Origin of the sequence: Tunturibacter empetritectus (genome assembly GCF_040358985.1) — a bacterium.
Taxonomy (GTDB): domain Bacteria; phylum Acidobacteriota; class Terriglobia; order Terriglobales; family Acidobacteriaceae; genus Edaphobacter; species Edaphobacter empetritectus.
In genome coordinates this window covers 1,314,193-1,330,069 of sequence record NZ_CP132932.1, presented here as the reverse complement: position 1 = coordinate 1,330,069, position 15,877 = coordinate 1,314,193, and the positions used below count along the sequence as shown (strand labels likewise).

Below are 15,877 nucleotides of genomic sequence, written 5' to 3'. Positions count from 1 at the left end.
CACGATGCTGCGCGTTGGACTCACCGGCGGCCTGGGAAGCGGCAAGTCAACCGCGGCGAACCTGTTCGCAGCTCTCGGGGCGCATATCCTGCAGTCGGATGCGATCGGCCGCGAGCTGATGGAGGTCGGCCAGCCGATCTATGACGGGATGGTCGCGCACTTTGGCCCCAACGTGGTGTTGGCCGATGGCACACTTGACCGCACTGTCCTGGCACGCATCGCCTTCACGGAGGGCCGCGTTGAAGAGTTGAATGCAATCGCTCATCCTCTTGTGATTGCGCGCCAGATGGAGTTGACCGAAACAATCTTTCACAAGAATCCTCACGCCGTCGTGATGGTGGAGTCAGCGCTGATCTTCGAGACGCACTACGGTGCCGCAGATGGTTCGCGCTGGCAAAGTCGTTTCGACAGGATCATCTTAGTGACGGCTCCAGAGGAGGTGAAGGTCGCACGATTTGTCGCTCGGTCTTCCGCCGGCAGGTCGATCAGCGAGGAGCAACGCACGGAGTTCGAAGCGGAGGCGCGTCGCAGGCTGGCACAGCAGATCTCCGACGAGCAGAAGGCAGCTTTGTCAGACTATGTACTGACCAACGGTGGTGCGCTGCCCGAACTGGAGTGGCAGGTCGATCAACTCTGGCCGATCCTCGAAGCCGCGGCGTAGATGATCTTTGTCTGAATTTAGAGAGTGGAACCTGCTGCGTCGAACCCAACAAACAATTGACTATCCTCGGATGATGCATTTCGATCTTTTGCCGATGAAAGGACTGTGTCAGACAGGCACACTTCACCGAGGGATAAGGAGACGGGCAGATGATCCGGCAAGCTATCAATTGCGATATCTGTGCAGCAGAGAAGCAGACGAGTAACTACTGGTTCGTCGCTTACGAGCAGGACGGGGAGTTGAAAGTTCGTGGCTGGGAGTCGCCCAAGAATTCGCGCAAGGGCGCCAAGCACCTGTGCGGACAGAAGTGTGCGCAGCGCATGATGGCAAACTTCATGGCTTCGTTGATGGCCGCCGTTCATAGCAGCGATCAGGACGCCGAGCCTGCGTTGGAAGATATTGAGGTTGTGGCGAAGAGAAAAGAGGTAGAGGGGATCGTCCGTCCGGAACGCTCCGAGCGTACGGAGTGGCTTGAGCGCGGCGATGGATCCGATCGGCTCGATCGCACTGACCGCTCGCTGGTAGGTCGCGCAAGCATCGACAGCGTCGACCTCGAAGCCGAATCGTGGGCCGGTCCGGTAAAGGTCAGGGAGGAGCCCTGGGAGGTGCAGACCAAACGCCTGCCCGAACGCGAGAACTTCCTCCATGCGCCGCGTATCAAGCCCTCGGCACTCAATCGGCTGCAGCGAATGGTGTGAGAAGGTCGAGACTTAGCCCTGTCCAGCAAAGAGGGCGGGAGCACGACCGATTGGGTGCCCGATGCTCTCCAAAAAGTGGGACGAATTCGGTTCGTAGTCCCACTGTTCTGACAATCATCTGAATCGCTTCGATAGGATCCGCGACTATACGCCGCCCGAGCAGCAGGGCGCGCGGCTCGATACAATAAGATGTGTCGGTCTTTCGCAACCGGCTATTTGAAAGATCAGGTCGTGCTCACGATGAAACTGCGCCCCGTTCTCCTTGTGGTCCTTCTTCTCTCCGGCTTTTACTACCTGACCACGCACGTCTGGTCGACAGGAGCCGCTTCGCCCTGGCTCCATCGTGCCGCAGCGCCCTCCGCATCACTGCCTGCGACGAATACTGCAGCCGTGAATGGCCCGCTGGGAACCTTCGAGCTGACCGAGGCCCATGCCGCGCCCGCGTACGACACCGAGGAGCAGCAGAATATTGCGGTCTACAAGAAGGCTTTGCCGTCGGTGGTCAACATCACTTCCACAGCGATCGCGATGGACTTCTTTTACGGCCCGGTTCCGCAGCAGGGGCAAGGCTCCGGATTCATTCTGGACAAGCAGGGACACATCCTCACCAACAACCACGTCATCGACAACGCCCAACGCGTCGAGGTCACGCTCTCTGACAAGCACAAGTACAAGGCTACCGTCGTTGGCGTGGATAAAGGACATGATCTCGCTCTGCTTCTGATCAACAATGCTCCTAACCTTCAGCCGGCAACGCTCGCAGAGTCGCAGAGCCTCACCGTGGGTCAGCGCGTCTACGCCATCGGCAATCCGTTCGGCTTGTCCGGCACCATGACACGCGGAATCATCTCGGCGATTCGGTCGATTCGCGGGCCCAACAACAATCCCATTGAAGACGCGATTCAGACCGACGCCAGCGTCAACCCAGGCAACTCCGGCGGCCCACTGCTCAACTCCCGCGGCGAGGTCATCGGGATCACCACTCTCATTGCTTCGAATGGCGTTGATCAGTCGGCTGGTATTGGTTTTGCTATCCCGGTCAATACGGCCAAAGCTGTCATCGCAGACTTCGCGAAATACGGTCGAATCCGTCGTCCGTCGCTCGACATCGCCACGCTGGAGATTGGTCCGGAGGTTGCGCAACAGATCGGTCTGGCGGCTGACTATGGGTTGTTGATCGAGCGTGTCCTGCCAGGCGGCGCAGCGGAGAAAGCCGGGCTGCACGGGGGAACTCAAAGGGCCTACCAGGGAAACATACCCGTGATGCTGGGCGGCGATCTGATCGTCGCGATGGACGGACAGGAGATCACCAACGCGCAGGATCTGGCGGCAGTGATGAACTCGCATAAAGCGGGCGACGAGGTGACACTTACAGTCTTCCGCGGGCGCAAACGGGTCGACGTAAAGGTAAGGCTGAACGATGCAACTGAGCAGCAAGGGCAGGCTGGTCGCGAGACGTAGGAGGCGTCCGGCAGGACATTGCTGTTAAACTTTGCTGCGAACGTAGCGGCGATCCTGGATGGAGTATTCGCCGCTAAGTACAGCCGCGATCGCCTCCGGATAGGCGCGGTGCTCCTGTTCGAGGATGCGAGCCGACAGTGTCTTATCGGTATCGTCGTCGTGGACGGGCACAGTCTTCTGCACAATGATGACGCCATGATCCACTGCCTCATCGACAAAGTGCACGGTGCATCCGGCGACCTTGGCTCCATATTTCAGCGCCTGCGCCTGCGCATCAAGCCCCGGAAAAGCAGGTAACAGCGACGGGTGTACGTTGAGAATCCGATCTGGAAACGCCTCCACAAACACCGTTGAGATGATGCGCATGTACCCCGCCAGGCAGACCAGATCAACCTTGTGCTGATGCAGCCGCGCGATCATCTCCGCGTCATGCTCAGCACGCTTGCGGCCAGCGGAAGGAATCGCAAACGCTGGAATTTTCAGCTCGTTCGCTGCTGAAAGCCCCGGAGCATCTTCAAGATTTGACAATACCACGGCGATCTCCGTGCCGAGCAGCCGGTGTTCGTGGATAGCCCTAGCGATTGCAAGAAAGTTTGAGCCTCTGCCGGAGAGAAGAATGCCGAGTCGATGCATGAAGGGGTCCCTTGTTTAGATTTTAGGCGACGCCTACGCTTGATGTCTCGCCGACTCACAATCCTTACCGCGCATCCGGCAGCAAGCCATTCTCCACCAGCACCGGCGGCCTGCGATGCTTCGTTGCCTGCTCATACGCATAGGCCCAGCCCAGCAGATCACCATCTTCCCACCGCCGGGCCGAGATCTCCAGCCCAAACGGCAGTCCGTCGGGATAGAAGCCGCCCGGCACCACCACAGCCGGCACGCCGATCATGTTCACCCATCCAGTATCACTGTGCGGTCCCTCGCTGAGCTTTCCATTCTGCGGCATCGTCTCATCCGGCGGCGGCATCTGCGTCGCCGGGTAGACAAACCCGTCGAGTTGCAATCGGTCCAGCGTCTCGTTGTAGGTTTCGAGCGCCTTCCTGCGCGGGGCGTAAAAATTTGCTTCAGCCTGCGGATCGCTTTCGATCGACTCCTGCACGATCGCCGGTCGTCCTCGTCTTGTTGCGGGATCGGCGCCACCGATTATGGTTGTTGGGAGTGGCGATCCTACCACCTTCGCATACTCCGCAGCCGAGTGATACTCCGCCGGGCCATACTCCGCCAGAAACTTCTCCGTTCCCTCCTTCACATAAGGAAACGTCCCCACTCGTCCCACTGTCACGGCAAAGCTGTCCGGCAGAATCGAATCATCGAACACGACCGTAGCTCCCGCCGCCCGCAAACCTTCAATCGCCTTTATAAACGCCGCCCGCGTCTCTGGTCGCAAGGGTTCACGTGCGTCCTCGGTATCCTCGGCCACCTCGCTCGCTGTTGCCGATGCAGGGATACCTTGAAAGGCAATCCCAGCTCCCGCAAGAATGAAAGCCGGTACGCCAAACCGCTTGCCCTTCAGCGCATCCGTCTTCAGATACTGCGTATACGGCCCTCTTTGTGCCTTCGCGGTGAAATCGACTGTGCGCGCATCCGCAGCGTCCTCTCCGGCCATCACATCGAGCGCGATCGTCGCATCGGTCACTGTGCGAGCGATTGGCCCCGTGTTGTCCAGCAGCCAATCCAGGGGCGCGATCCCCGTGATACTCACCAGCCCGCGCGTCGGAAACACGCCTACCACCGAGCTCGTCGCCGACGGCATGCGAATCGAGTTCCCCGTATCGGTCCCGTTGCCCAGTAGCGCAAAGTTGCTTGTCACCGCCGTTACAGTTCCGCCCGACGAGCCGCCTGGGCTGAATCGGACGTCGTAAGCATTACCCGTCCGCCCAAACGCCGTGCTGCGATTAGTATCGCTCGCCGCAAAGTCCGGCATGTTTGTTTGCCCCAGAATCACCGCTCCAGCCGCCCGCAGCTTTGCCACGATGGTCGCATCCTTTGGGGCGACCAGCTCGTGCCCTGGAATCAAGTAGCCTTTCCACCCATCGGTCGTCACCAGCCCCTTAATACTCGTATTCGCCTTCGTCACAATCGGAACGCCCCACATCGGCCTGCGGCGAAAGCCGCTCCCACCAGCCTTTGCCTCTGCATCTTCTCGAGCCGCAGTGGCCAGCGCATTCTGTGTATCCACCGTCTGCACGGCGCGATAGATTCCGTTGTACCTCGCAATTCGCGCGAGGTACCACTCCACCACCTCGGTCACGGTGTACTTGTGGGCACGGTACAACTCCTCCAGGCGAGGAATCGTAACCTCCAACAGGTCGCGATCCATTGCTGTCTGCGAAGCCCGCGCATTCACGGAAGGCGCATCCTGCGCGTACAAACAAGTACCTGACAACAAGCCGACCACGACAAGAGCAAGGCAAGCGCTGACTCGAATCCTCATATTGTCCTTGAATGATCTTGAGAGATTTGGTGCCTTCTATAAGAACACAAATCCATCGCTAGACACTCAAGTTATGATGGCCTGAACCAAGAGGCTCCTATGTGTTTCTCTGCAACCGCGAACTTTGTCGGCAGTGCTGTTCTGGGCGGCATCGGCGTCGCCACGCTGACTGAAGTAAAGCACCGCCGCGAGCTGCTCTTCGCCGCCATGCCCTGCCTCTTCGCCTTCCACCAGTTCATCGAAGGATTCGTCTGGCTGGGCCTCGGCGGAATCCTCTCCTCTACGGTGACCCATAACGCTGGGGCAGCATACGTTCTCTACGCCCAAGGTCTGCTGCCGTTTCTCCTTCCTCTCAGCGTCCTGCTCATCGAGCCTACCCACAAGCTCCGCCGTCAGATGCTCCCCTTCGCCATCCTCGGCTGCATACTCATGCTCTACATGCTCTGGGGCCTGATCGCCTATCCGCTGCAGGTCTCGGTGCAGGACAACAGCATCGTCTACGTCAACAGCATCACAACCACGACGGTCATTGCAATCCTCTATGTCATCGCTACCTGCGGCTCGCTCTTCTTTTCTGGCTTCCGCGACCTCATCACCCTGGCGTGGCTCAACCTTGTAGGGCTGCTCGTCGTCATGCTGGTCAAGAGATACGCCTTCACCTCGGTCTGGTGCGCCTACGCCGCCGTCGTCAGCGTCATCATCTACTTCTTCTTTCGCCGCAGCCGTGCGCACCGCCCATCTACCTACACTCCCCTCGCTTAGCGGACTTCATTCGCCGAAGAAAACCGCGCCAAAACGAAAGTCCCCGGCCACCATGTAAAAGAATACAGTGGCCAGCGGGCTCGTAAAGCGACACTGCGACTATCTAGTTGTAGCTGACCTTGCGTTCCCCACGCACCACGCGGCCAATCAGGCAGTGCCGTTCGTTCGCGCGGTTCAAAATCGCCTTCGCCTTCTTGATCTTCTCTGCCGGAATCACCGCGATCAGACCAATGCCCATGTTGAAGGTCCGCAGCATCTCGTCCTCATCCACATTGCCCAATTGTTGCAGGTGTTCAAACAGTGGCGGTACCGTCCACGAGGCACGGTCGATCAGCGCTCCCATGCCCTTCGGCAGAATGCGCGGCAGATTCTCGGTGATTCCACCTCCTGTAATGTGCGCCATTCCGCTCACCACCTCGGCTCCGGTCAGCTTCTTGATCACCGACAGATAGCTGCGATGCGTCCGCATCAACGCGGCTCCAGTCTTGTCTTTCAGCTCGTTGATGTACTGCTCCGGGCCATACTTCGCGACTTCAAACAGCAGCTTGCGCGCTAGCGAATATCCGTTCGTATGTAGTCCGTTAGAAGGCAGCCCCACCAGAACATCACCGATCTGAATCTGTTCTCCGGTGATGATCTTGTCACGGCTCACTGCGCCGATGATCGTGCCGGCAAGATCGTACTCGCCATCTGCGTAGAAGCCAGGCATCTGTGCGGTCTCACCGCCGATCAATGCACAGCCGTTGGCCTTGCAGGCCTCGCTGATACCCTGCACCACCCGCTCGATCACCATGTCTTCGAGCTTGCCTGTGGCCAGGTAGTCGAGGAAGAACAGCGGCGTCGCGCCCTGCACAGCAATGTCGTTGACGCAGTGGTTCACCAGGTCCTGGCCAACGGTATGGTGAATGCCCAGTTCAAACGCGACCTTCAGCTTCGTGCCAACGCCGTCTGCGCTCGAGACCAGCACGGGGTTGGGAAACTTCTCCAGGTCTAGCGCGAACAAGCCGCCGAAGCCGCCGATCTCGCTCAGCACCTGTTTGTTGAAGGTTTTGCGCGCCAGCATCTTGATGCGCTGCTTGCTACGGTCGCCCGAGGTGATGTCCACCCCGGCATCCGCATAGCTGATGCTCTTTTTTGAGGGGATCTTGGTCTTTTCTTCCGAAGCAGGCCGCTTTATGCCAGCGGCTTTTCTCTGTGCGACTGCGGACTGCAACGAAGTGGTCTCCACGGGCATCTCCCGCCCGGACGTGGTGGAATGCGTGGCGATTGAATCGGGCGGCGGGGAGGTCTCATCCGGCAAGGTCGTGCTCCATATCGTAGTGCTTGAAAAGAAGAAGTTTAGTCTAGCAGGGCGGCGGTCAAAGCATCGTAAACAAACGTTATTCGTACACGCCCAAAAGTTTTTGTCGCTGATGCAAAGGTGGTAGAGGACAGGTATCGTAGCGCCCGAAGATGCGGTAGCGGAGGCGAGCAACAACGCCGTAGCCGAACTCACGCAGGGCTCGGGGAACCAGCGTTACCAGCCGCCCAAGAAGCCTCCAGGGGGTCGAAAGCAGCTTCAACGCCGCGGCAATCGCATCGGAGCGGTGGTAGAGCCGCTCCTGCGGCCTCAGGGCATCGGTCAGAAGCACTACACCATCGGGAAAGCTGTGAATGCCGAAGCGGTCGAGCACTTCGCGGCCGAGAGCGCTCTGGAGCGGGGCATAGCGCAGCCTCTCGCTACGGTCGTGTTTGAGCAGGAACTGAACCACGCCATTGCACAACGCGCAGACGCCGTCGTAAAGCAGTAGAGCCCGGCCCTCAATCTCTGCATGTTCTGGCTCGGTCATGTCTCCTCGGTTCTGTCTTCGTCTTCTAACTTCTCGTTTTCTACTTTCATGATATGCCCTCTTATACTGTTGATATGTCCCGCAGCCTCACCCGCTCCCGTCAATTGCAGCTTCGCGCTGAAAAGTTTCTGCCCGGGGGCGTCGACTCGCCGGTGCGCGCGTTTCGCGCCGTGGGGGGTGATCCACCCTTTGTCACCCATGCCGAAGGGGCCTATCTGTTTGATGCGGATGGAAATAAGTACCTAGACTTCTTCGGCTCGTGGGGGCCGATGATTCTTGGACATGCTTTTCCACCAGCGGTCGAGGCGACTCAGAGGGCAGCCTCGCGTGGGGCGAGCTTTGGAGCCTCCACCGCGGCCGAAGCAGATCTGGCTGAACTGGTGACGCGATGCTTTCCCTCGGTCGAAAGGCTGCGCTTCGTCAGCTCCGGCACGGAGGCATGTATGTCAGCTATCCGACTTGCGCGCGGCTTTACAGGACGCAACTTCGTCATCAAGTTCGAAGGCTGCTACCACGGCCACTCGGACGCCATGCTGGTCAAAGCAGGCAGCGGAGTTGCTACGCTGGGAATCCCTGGGTCCGCCGGCGTTCCCGCCGAGACCGCGATGCACACTCTTGCGCTGCCCTACAACGATCTCGATGCTGTGCGAGAGGCCTTCGCCGCACGACCAAACGAGATTGCCTGCGTCATTGTTGAGCCGGTGGTCGGCAACGCCGGGACGATTGCCCCTGCTGCAGATTATCTGCAGGGCCTGCGGGAAATCACCGCGGAGTACGGCGCACTTCTCATTCTCGACGAGGTAATGACTGGCTTCCGTCTCTCGCTTGGCGGTGCGCAGCAGGTCTATGGCGTCGCACCGGATCTTACGACTTTAGGCAAGATTATCGGGGGTGGGCTGCCCTGCGGAGCGTTTGGGGGACGAGCCGATGTGATGGAGTTGCTCGCTCCGCTTGGGCCTGTCTACCAGGCGGGAACGCTGAGCGGAAACCCGCTCGCCATGGCTGCGGGGATCGCTACTTTGAGTCACCTGCTCAAGCATGAAGAGGAGGTCTACAACGGCCTTGAGAGCACCTCTGCTCGCATTGCTGAGGGGGTTGCGGGTGTGGCGCGGGAGGCGGGAATTTCGTTGACGACCAATCGCGTTGGGTCAATGTTTACGTGGTTTTTTACGGATAAACCAGTTACTGATTTTGCTTCGGCTGCGACGTCGGACACGGTCGCCTTTGGCCGGTTTCATCGTGCCATGCTCGACGCTGGAGTCTGGTTGCCGCCTAGTCAGTTCGAGGCCGCCTTCGTCTCGACCGCGCATGGGGAGGCGGAGATTGGAATGGTCCTCGAAGCTGCCCGCAAGTCGCTTTCCTGAAACCTGCCTGGGAGTAATTTCGGGACTTTTTTGCAGATTTTTTTTGGCTGTGGTGGCCGGGTTAAGAGTTGCTGGTTTGCTGAGGTTTTTGAAGGGGGTTGCAGGAAAACCGGGTGTTTGGACGTGGTTTTTTGATGGTGAAGACGTGGTGGGATGCGTGGTGGATGTGGTGTATTAGCACCCTACTTTTCGGCTTCAAAAGATACGCCAACTTTTTGAGATTTATTTTTGGCTGGCCTGGAACGGATTCGTCTCGATGAACCGATGCCGCCAACAACCGCATCTAAGCCTGAAAAACGAGAGAGGTATTGCTATGAAAGCAGTGGTGCTACATGAGTACGGCGGCCCCGATATGCTGAAGTATGAGGAGTGGGAGGATCCCCAGGCGGGCGAGGGTCAGATCCTTATTCGGGTGACCGCAGCGGGAGTCAATCCGATCGATTGGAAGATCCGCAGCGGCGCCATGAAGGATTTTATGCCGCTGGAACTGCCCATCATCCTCGGGTACGACTACTCCGGCGTCGTACGCTCGGTGGGCCGAGGCGTGGAGGGATATGCCGAGGGTGACAAGGTCTTCGGCCGCGCCGGCAAGACCTACGCCGAGCTGCTTTTGGGTGATCTTGCGGGCTTGTCGAAGCTTCCTGAGGGCCTTGATCCCATCGAAGCCGCTGCACTCCCTGTGGTGCTGAACACTGGGGAACAGCTTATTACGCAGGCCGGCAAGGTTCAGCGTGGCCAGACGGTTGTCATCACCGGCGCACTGGGCAGCGTAGGCCGCACTGCCGTATGGGTGGCGAAGAAGCTTGGTGCTCACGTCATCGCCGGCGTCCGCGGTTCACAGAAGAAGGCGGCGGAGGAGCTCGGGGCCGATGCTGTTCTCGCGCTCGATAGCCAACAGGAGATGGACTCACTGGGCCTGGTCGAGGTGGTCGCGGATACGATTGGCGGCAACGTCGGCGACGGGCTTCTGGCTAAGGTCAAGCCGGGTGGAAGCTTTGCCTCCGTGGTGGGGTCTCCACCAAATGCCAAACTTTATCCCGACGTAAGAGTGGAGGCCTTTGGCTCGCATCCTGATGCAGTGAGTATGCGTTCGCTCGCGGAAGATATTGCAAAGGGAAGGTTCAAGATTTCTATTGATCGGACGATGCCGCTTGCCGACGCGGCGAAAGCACACGCTGAGGCGGAGAAGGGCGGCATCGGGAAGATTCTCTTATTAGCATGACCGCGCGTTCCTTGAAACGGATTTTGTGAAGACTAATCTAAACCTTCCAGCCTGAGAAGAACCTGCACGCGACTTTTGATGTCATCGCGTATCGCCCGGACTTCCTCTGTCGGCAGTCCCTTCGGGTCGCGGAGCGGCCAATCGTCCCGGCGTAGGCCGGGGACGTAAGGGCATTTGTCACCGCAGCCCATCGTGATCAGAAGGTTCGCGGCCCTCGCGAGTTCCTCCGTGAGCTTCTGGGGCTTCGCGTGGCTGAGGTCGATGCCGATCTCCTGCATGACAGCCTGCACTTCCGGGTGGATACGGTCTCCCGGCTCTGTACCAGCTGAAACGGCTTGTGCCTTCCGTGGATCTGCAAGATGATTGAAGAACGCCGCCGCCATCTGAGACCGACCAGCGTTGTGCACGCAGGCGAAGATTACTTTGAGCATGTCGCCTCCTCTGTCTCTTATGAACAGCAACCCGGAGCACAGCATGACGCGACTGTTTTGCTTGTGGCTCCAGCCATGGGCTTGATGGCATATACCTTTACGCTTGCCGCTGCTGCGTTCAGGTCATACTTGCTCAAGAGGTCGGACAGCTCCGTGTGCAGTGTGGTGTCCCTATCCGATATGGGCGAACAGCACGACTCCTCGGCCATCGCCGGGGAGCAGCAGCCGGACTGGTTCTCCACCTTCGCGTAGGCGTTGAGGTTTGAGCCGCTGTCCACGATCTCCACATGCTCGAAGCCAGCAGCCAGCAAGCCGGTGCGGTAGTCGTCAATCCTGATGGCACCAGCGATGCAGCCGACATATGCCGCCATGCTCTGGGCGACGGCTTCCGGTAGCTCTCCCTTGAGCGCGATGTCGCTGACTGCAAGTCGGCCGCCCGGCTTGAGGATGCGGGCAATCTCACGAAAGACGACAGGCTTGTCCGGCGCCAGGTTCAGGACGCAGTTCGAGATGACGCAATCAACCGACGCATCCGGTAGTGGGATCTTGTCGATGGTGGACTGGTAGAACTCCACGTTGGTGTATCCACCGGAAGCCGCATTTGCCCGTGCCCGTTCCATCATGGCCGGTGTCATATCGATACCGATGGCACGCCCCTCCGGCCCTACCATCTTCGCGGCGAGAAACACGTCCAGGCCGCCACCGGAGCCGAGGTCTACGACAACTTCACCGGCTCTCAGATGCGCGGTCGCTGTGGGATTGCCGCACGACAAACCCATGTTGGCCTCAGCCGGAATGGAAGTCAGTTCTTCTGCGGAGTAGCCGAAGGCCTCCGCCACGGCCTTGACACCTGCATCGTTGCTGGAGAGCTTGCTCTGCGCGACCGCGCCATACTTCGAGCGGACGGAATCAAGAATCTGTGCCATGTCTCACCTCCCACATATTCGTCTAGGTGAATATATATATTGCTAACGAATTTGTCAAGGCGTATATATAAATGCATGACCCGCGCCAGACAGTTCGACCTGCCTCAGTTCTTTCAGGCACTTGGTGACACAACCCGCCTCCGGCTGCTGAACCTTATGGGAGAACAAGAGATCTGTGTCTGCTACTTTGTGGAGATTCTGGGGGCACCGCAGCCGAAGATCTCCCGGCATCTTGCGTATCTGCGAAACGCCGGCATCGTCTCAGCCCGGCGCGAGGGCAAATGGATGCACTACCGCATCGTCATGCCGCCGCACGTCGGGGCATCGCAGGTGCTCCTGCAGACGCTCGACTCCCTGAAGGAAGACAAGGCGATGCAGGCAGACCGGGCGCGTCTCACAAAGGCTTGCTGCTCCCCTGCGAAGTACGCGCTTGATGGCGTTCCATTGCCTACCGCTGTGGCTGAGCAGAGCTGTGAGGCTTGCTAATGGCTACGACACCCACACCGACGACCCGGGGCCGCGTCTGTGCTCCGGCCGCCCAACGGAAAAAGCTTTCTTTCCTAGATCGACTTCTGACGCTCTGGATATTCCTTGCGATGGTGTTAGGCGTGAGCATCGGGCATTTCGTTCCCGGTTCGGCTGCCTTCGTTAACCATTTTCAGACCGGCACGACGAACATCCCTATCGCCATTGGCCTGATCGTGATGATGTTTCCGCCGCTGGCCAAGGTGCGTTATGAGAAGTTGGGTGAGGTGTTCCGCAATAAGCGGCTGTTGGGGTTGTCGCTGGTGCAGAACTGGCTTATCGGTCCGGTGTTGATGTTCGTGCTTGCCGTGATCTTTTTACGGGACGAACCGGCCTACATGCGCGGCCTGATCTTGATTGGCATTGCGCGTTGCATCGCGATGGTGCTGGTCTGGAATGAGCTTGCCGAGGGTGATACGGATTACGTCGCCGGATTGGTCGCAATCAACAGCGTCTTTCAGGTGCTCTTCTACAGCGTCTATGCATGGGCATTCCTAACCATCCTTCCCCGGTGGTTCGGCCTGCAAGGAAGCGTCGTACAGATTGGCATCGGCCAGATTGCCAAGAGCGTGGGCCTGTATCTGGGGGTGCCGTTCGCGGCGGGCTTCCTGACTCGCTATGCGCTGATCCGGGCCAAAGGTGAGGAGTGGTACCGGACGCGGTTCGTGCCCCGTATAAGCCCGCTGACGCTACTCGCGTTGCTCTTCACGATCCTTGTGATGTTCTGCCTGAAGGGCGACTTGATCGTCCGGCTTCCGTTGGACGTGGTGAAGATTGCAGTCCCGCTGGTGGTGTACTTCCTCCTTATGTTTCTAGTCAGCTTCTGGATGGGGAAACGGCTGGGAGCCGACTACGCACAGTCCGCCACGCTGTCATTCACGGCTGCTGGAAACAACTTTGAACTTGCGATTGCGGTGGCGGTCGCGGTATTCGGGTTGAACTCTGGGGAGGCATTCGTAGGTGTCGTGGGTCCGTTGATCGAGGTTCCGGCTCTCATCGGCTTGGTGAATGTAGCATTTTGGCTACGCCGCAGACTCTTTAGCAATTCTGTCGCAGCTTATGAACGGTAGTCCCGGTAATCCGGTTTGTGCTTAGCGAGTAGCTGCGAGGACGGCAGGACGAAACTGCGCGGCGTGCTCTTCGACGGTAGTTGAACCGAAGGAGACCGCGGCTGTGCCGCCAGCAAGGATGACTTCGACTTCGGTGATGCCGATGAAGGCGAGGATGCGTTTTATGACGACTATTTAGCGCGCAGCAGCAGTGATAAACTTCCCATGAATTAACCTCGATCAGCCTCTTTTCAGGAGCGCCTTCGTGAGAGTTGTGTTTCGAATTGCGTGTGTGCTCATACTGCCCGCTGCTCTGTCAGTGCTGTGCAGCTCTCAGGTGCACCAGCCATCCTCGACATATCCAGAAGTAATCTCGATGTGTGAGGACTCAGACGGATGCTCCAACTGGCTCTTCAAGACGGGAGACGGCAAGGGGACGGGCCAGTGGGCGAGTGGCGGCAATGCAGACCTCACCATCACCACCTTGATGCCACCTCTATCACCGTCCATCGCGAGGACAGGGCCGGTCCAGTCAAAGGCATCGTCGTCGATTACACCGGTACGATCTCAAACTACTGGATCGACGGCGATGTGAGTGCGACTTGGCCAGGCCACTCGACGGGGGCTTCGCACATGAGATGGCGAGGATTATTACTCCCAACCCCCTCCGAATTTGGAGATGCCGGCAAGCTCTATGACAACTCGATCGCCCATGCTCAGGCATGGAGCATGTGCCAGGCATTCGGAGAGGAATGCTCCGCTGCCAAACCGCCAGTCAACTCCCTTATGGTCATTGGGGGAAAGATCGGCTCGATGCAACTCACTACGGACTACTCCGCGGTGATTACAACCTTCGTCGATACGCTTCCCGGAGGCACTGTCGTCATGCGGCGTTTCGATATGAAAGGAACCTTCTCCGGTGCCACTGGAATTTATACAGGGAAGCGAATTGGAAACCGGATCAGTGGAACGTTCAAGGTCATCTGGCCAGGACAGTCGAATAATGCCATGGAGAGTAAGTGGAATGCGACGGTGGCCCCGACTCGCTGCGACCCTGCCATGAATGTCGAAACAGAAAAGAACACAGGTACGCTCGCAAACATGATTGGCGATAAGGCCGCTTCCTTATCCTGCTACACGGCTGCTGCGAACAAGGGCGACGGCGAAGCTGAGGATGTAGCGGGCTATTACAGCTACGTCGGTTGGGGCGGGGCGCCTGACTACCAGAAAGCCCAGATGTACCTGATGCGGAGCGCTGCGCAGGAAAACGTGAATGCGATGCTTTCTCTCTCGCAATACTACAGAGAAAGTAAGTGGGGTCCGCCGAATCTGTTGCTGGCTAACTACTACGGCAACCGGGCGGAGTTGCATAAGAGGAAGACTCAGGAGAATGCTGCCACTTTCTTTTTCTTCCGAGGTGACGATCTCGCTGCCACTGTCGCCCATGAGGAATCCGTCATCAGCCTCATGGGTAGCGGGACATCGAGAGTCGATGCGGAGGCAGAGGCTTTCAAAAGAGAGGATGCCGACAATCCCAGCCGGGAGGTTGACCCCGAAAAGCGCTGTCCCGCCGGCAGCCCGGCTGACTACTACAAGTTAAGCTACCAGCAACGCGAACAGGCCGAATCGAAGCACGCCGAATGCGTCAATTCCGTAAAGAGAGCGGCAAATCAGGGGCGCGATTATCAAAGTTGCGTGCAGCGCTATAAAGACTCGAATGCCATCGAAGAAAATTGCAAATTCAACTGATCTCCCTGACCGAAGCTAATTTTGTGATTCTGTGAGTGCGGGGTTTCGTTGGGCGCGAGCCGGCAATAAGGATGTCGACGAGACGACGGGCGCTTGGCTCCCAGCCGGGCATAGCAGTAGTGTGGAAGACGCCGACGAGGGCACGGACGAAGTCGTTGGGGTCGGTGTCAGAGCGGAGATCACCGCTGGCGATGGCGCGCTCGACGGAGGTTACGAAGGCAGTGTGAATGAGCGAGCGGGAGTCTTCGAACAGACGCCTGGAGCCGCCAGCGACGGTGTCCATCGCGGGAAGGATGAGTTTCTTGCCTAGGATGTGGTCGATGAAGAGGAGCATCCAGGCGCGCAGCGCTTCAAGCGGCGGCATAGTGGCAGCGAAGCGCTGTTCGGCTGCCGCAAGCTTTTCGACTTCGCTGCGGTAGACGGCTTCGATGAGGTCGTCGCGAGTGGGGAAGTGGCGATAGAGGGTGGCGTTGCCGATGCCGGAGCGGCGTGCGATGTCGTCGAGGCTTGCAGCTGCTCCATCGCGGGTGAAGGCTTCCCTGGCTACCTCTAGGATGCGCTCGCGGTTGCGCTTCGCGTCGGCGCGAGGTTTGCGGGAGGGCGGGAGTGGTGAGATCTTCTTTATCGACATCGGAGATGTGGCGAAACTTTTTTTGCAACCGGGGACTATCCCCGTTTATCTTATCTATACGGGGACTGCCCCCGTTTTATAAGGCACAGGCTCGGATGTCAACTTTAACGCGGCCTCCGAAGGGCTGCGCCACCA

The 15,877-nt window shown here is 58.6% G+C and carries 16 protein-coding genes; 9 read left to right on the top strand and 7 right to left on the bottom strand.

The window, feature by feature from the left end; all coding sequences use genetic code 11:
- Positions 1-4 precede the first annotated feature (4 nt).
- The 3 genes from coaE to RBB75_RS05435 all read left to right on the top strand — a co-directional run bounded on the left by coaE (position 5) and on the right by RBB75_RS05435 (position 2,820).
- Entirely contained in the window at positions 5-661 is a 657-nt protein-coding gene (gene coaE / locus RBB75_RS05445) for a dephospho-CoA kinase (RefSeq protein WP_179639678.1), read from the top strand.
- Positions 662-810: 149 nt separating this feature from the next.
- Positions 811-1,359 (top strand): hypothetical protein, encoded by a 549-nt coding sequence (locus RBB75_RS05440; RefSeq protein WP_179639677.1) that lies wholly within the window; start codon positions 811-813, stop codon positions 1,357-1,359.
- 240 nt (positions 1,360-1,599) lie between these two features.
- Entirely contained in the window at positions 1,600-2,820 is a 1,221-nt protein-coding gene (locus RBB75_RS05435) for a S1C family serine protease (protein ID WP_179639676.1), read from the top strand.
- A 24-nt stretch (positions 2,821-2,844) separates the two neighbouring features.
- Here the strand turns inward: RBB75_RS05435 and purN are convergent, their stop codons facing one another.
- A complete protein-coding gene (purN, locus tag RBB75_RS05430) occupies positions 2,845-3,453 on the bottom strand; it encodes a phosphoribosylglycinamide formyltransferase (RefSeq protein WP_179639675.1) in 609 nt (202 codons plus the stop codon).
- Between the two features lie 64 nt (positions 3,454-3,517).
- A complete protein-coding gene (locus RBB75_RS05425) occupies positions 3,518-5,167 on the bottom strand; it encodes an amidase (RefSeq protein ID WP_353069799.1) in 1,650 nt (549 codons plus the stop codon).
- Positions 5,168-5,353: 186 nt separating this feature from the next.
- On the opposite strand from RBB75_RS05425, the gene RBB75_RS05420 reads away from it, so the two are divergent.
- Entirely contained in the window at positions 5,354-6,016 is a 663-nt protein-coding gene (locus tag RBB75_RS05420) for a DUF6629 family protein (RefSeq protein ID WP_179639673.1), read from the top strand.
- Positions 6,017-6,119: 103 nt separating this feature from the next.
- On the opposite strand, the gene purM is transcribed toward RBB75_RS05420, so the two are convergent.
- Together purM and RBB75_RS05410 are read right to left on the bottom strand one after the other, a co-directional pair.
- Entirely contained in the window at positions 6,120-7,316 is a 1,197-nt protein-coding gene (purM, locus tag RBB75_RS05415; RefSeq protein WP_353069798.1) for a phosphoribosylformylglycinamidine cyclo-ligase, read from the bottom strand.
- Positions 7,317-7,395: 79 nt separating this feature from the next.
- Positions 7,396-7,845 carry a thiol-disulfide oxidoreductase DCC family protein gene (locus RBB75_RS05410; RefSeq protein WP_179639672.1) on the bottom strand — a complete coding sequence of 150 codons (450 nt, stop codon included), beginning with the start codon at positions 7,843-7,845 and terminating at the stop codon, positions 7,396-7,398.
- 74 nt (positions 7,846-7,919) lie between these two features.
- Here RBB75_RS05410 and hemL point away from each other — a divergent pair, with 74 nt between their 5' ends.
- The gene (gene hemL, locus RBB75_RS05405) at positions 7,920-9,209 is read left to right on the top strand and encodes a glutamate-1-semialdehyde 2,1-aminomutase (RefSeq protein WP_353070358.1); all 1,290 of its coding nucleotides are present in this window, start codon (positions 7,920-7,922) and stop codon (positions 9,207-9,209) included.
- Between the two features lie 313 nt (positions 9,210-9,522).
- Entirely contained in the window at positions 9,523-10,431 is a 909-nt protein-coding gene (locus RBB75_RS05400; protein WP_353069797.1) for an NADP-dependent oxidoreductase, read from the top strand.
- Between the two features lie 32 nt (positions 10,432-10,463).
- On the opposite strand, the gene RBB75_RS05395 is transcribed toward RBB75_RS05400, so the two are convergent.
- Positions 10,464-10,862: an arsenate reductase ArsC gene (locus RBB75_RS05395; RefSeq protein WP_353069796.1), complete on the bottom strand. Its 399-nt coding sequence runs from the start codon at positions 10,860-10,862 to the stop codon at positions 10,464-10,466.
- 17 nt (positions 10,863-10,879) lie between these two features.
- Positions 10,880-11,788, bottom strand: a complete 909-nt coding sequence (gene arsM, locus RBB75_RS05390; protein ID WP_179639669.1) for an arsenite methyltransferase — start codon at positions 11,786-11,788, stop codon at positions 10,880-10,882.
- A gap of 75 nt (positions 11,789-11,863) precedes the next feature.
- Between arsM and RBB75_RS05385 the strand changes: the two genes are divergently transcribed.
- The 3 genes from RBB75_RS05385 to RBB75_RS05375 all read left to right on the top strand — a co-directional run bounded on the left by RBB75_RS05385 (position 11,864) and on the right by RBB75_RS05375 (position 15,111).
- A complete protein-coding gene (locus RBB75_RS05385; RefSeq protein ID WP_353069795.1) occupies positions 11,864-12,274 on the top strand; it encodes an ArsR/SmtB family transcription factor in 411 nt (136 codons plus the stop codon).
- Positions 12,274-13,383 carry an ACR3 family arsenite efflux transporter gene (gene arsB, locus RBB75_RS05380; RefSeq protein ID WP_353069794.1) on the top strand — a complete coding sequence of 370 codons (1,110 nt, stop codon included), beginning with the start codon at positions 12,274-12,276 and terminating at the stop codon, positions 13,381-13,383. Before RBB75_RS05385 ends, arsB begins: the two co-directional genes overlap by 1 nt.
- Before the next feature lie 423 nt (positions 13,384-13,806).
- Positions 13,807-15,111, top strand: a complete 1,305-nt coding sequence (locus RBB75_RS05375; protein ID WP_353069793.1) for a tetratricopeptide repeat protein — start codon at positions 13,807-13,809, stop codon at positions 15,109-15,111.
- Here RBB75_RS05375 and RBB75_RS05370 read toward each other — a convergent pair.
- The gene (locus RBB75_RS05370; RefSeq protein WP_353069792.1) at positions 15,104-15,742 is read right to left on the bottom strand and encodes a TetR/AcrR family transcriptional regulator; all 639 of its coding nucleotides are present in this window, start codon (positions 15,740-15,742) and stop codon (positions 15,104-15,106) included. The genes RBB75_RS05375 and RBB75_RS05370 overlap by 8 nt on opposite strands.
- Between the last annotated feature and the right edge of the window lie 135 nt (positions 15,743-15,877).

Bases quoted from the DNA above. Each gene is read 5' to 3' on its own strand.
- coaE (WP_179639678.1), top strand. From the start codon at position 5: ATGCTGCGCGTTGGACTCACCGGCGGCCTGGGAAGCGGCAAGTCAACC.
- RBB75_RS05440 (WP_179639677.1), top strand. From the start codon at position 811: ATGATCCGGCAAGCTATCAATTGCGATATCTGTGCAGCAGAGAAGCAG.
- RBB75_RS05435 (WP_179639676.1), top strand. From the start codon at position 1,600: ATGAAACTGCGCCCCGTTCTCCTTGTGGTCCTTCTTCTCTCCGGCTTT.
- purN (WP_179639675.1), bottom strand. From the start codon at position 3,453: ATGCATCGACTCGGCATTCTTCTCTCCGGCAGAGGCTCAAACTTTCTT.
- RBB75_RS05420 (WP_179639673.1), top strand. From the start codon at position 5,354: ATGTGTTTCTCTGCAACCGCGAACTTTGTCGGCAGTGCTGTTCTGGGC.
- RBB75_RS05410 (WP_179639672.1), bottom strand. From the start codon at position 7,845: ATGACCGAGCCAGAACATGCAGAGATTGAGGGCCGGGCTCTACTGCTT.
- hemL (WP_353070358.1), top strand. From the start codon at position 7,920: ATGTCCCGCAGCCTCACCCGCTCCCGTCAATTGCAGCTTCGCGCTGAA.
- RBB75_RS05400 (WP_353069797.1), top strand. From the start codon at position 9,523: ATGAAAGCAGTGGTGCTACATGAGTACGGCGGCCCCGATATGCTGAAG.
- RBB75_RS05395 (WP_353069796.1), bottom strand. From the start codon at position 10,862: ATGCTCAAAGTAATCTTCGCCTGCGTGCACAACGCTGGTCGGTCTCAG.
- arsM (WP_179639669.1), bottom strand. From the start codon at position 11,788: ATGGCACAGATTCTTGATTCCGTCCGCTCGAAGTATGGCGCGGTCGCG.
- RBB75_RS05385 (WP_353069795.1), top strand. From the start codon at position 11,864: ATGACCCGCGCCAGACAGTTCGACCTGCCTCAGTTCTTTCAGGCACTT.
- arsB (WP_353069794.1), top strand. From the start codon at position 12,274: ATGGCTACGACACCCACACCGACGACCCGGGGCCGCGTCTGTGCTCCG.
- RBB75_RS05370 (WP_353069792.1), bottom strand. From the start codon at position 15,742: ATGTCGATAAAGAAGATCTCACCACTCCCGCCCTCCCGCAAACCTCGC.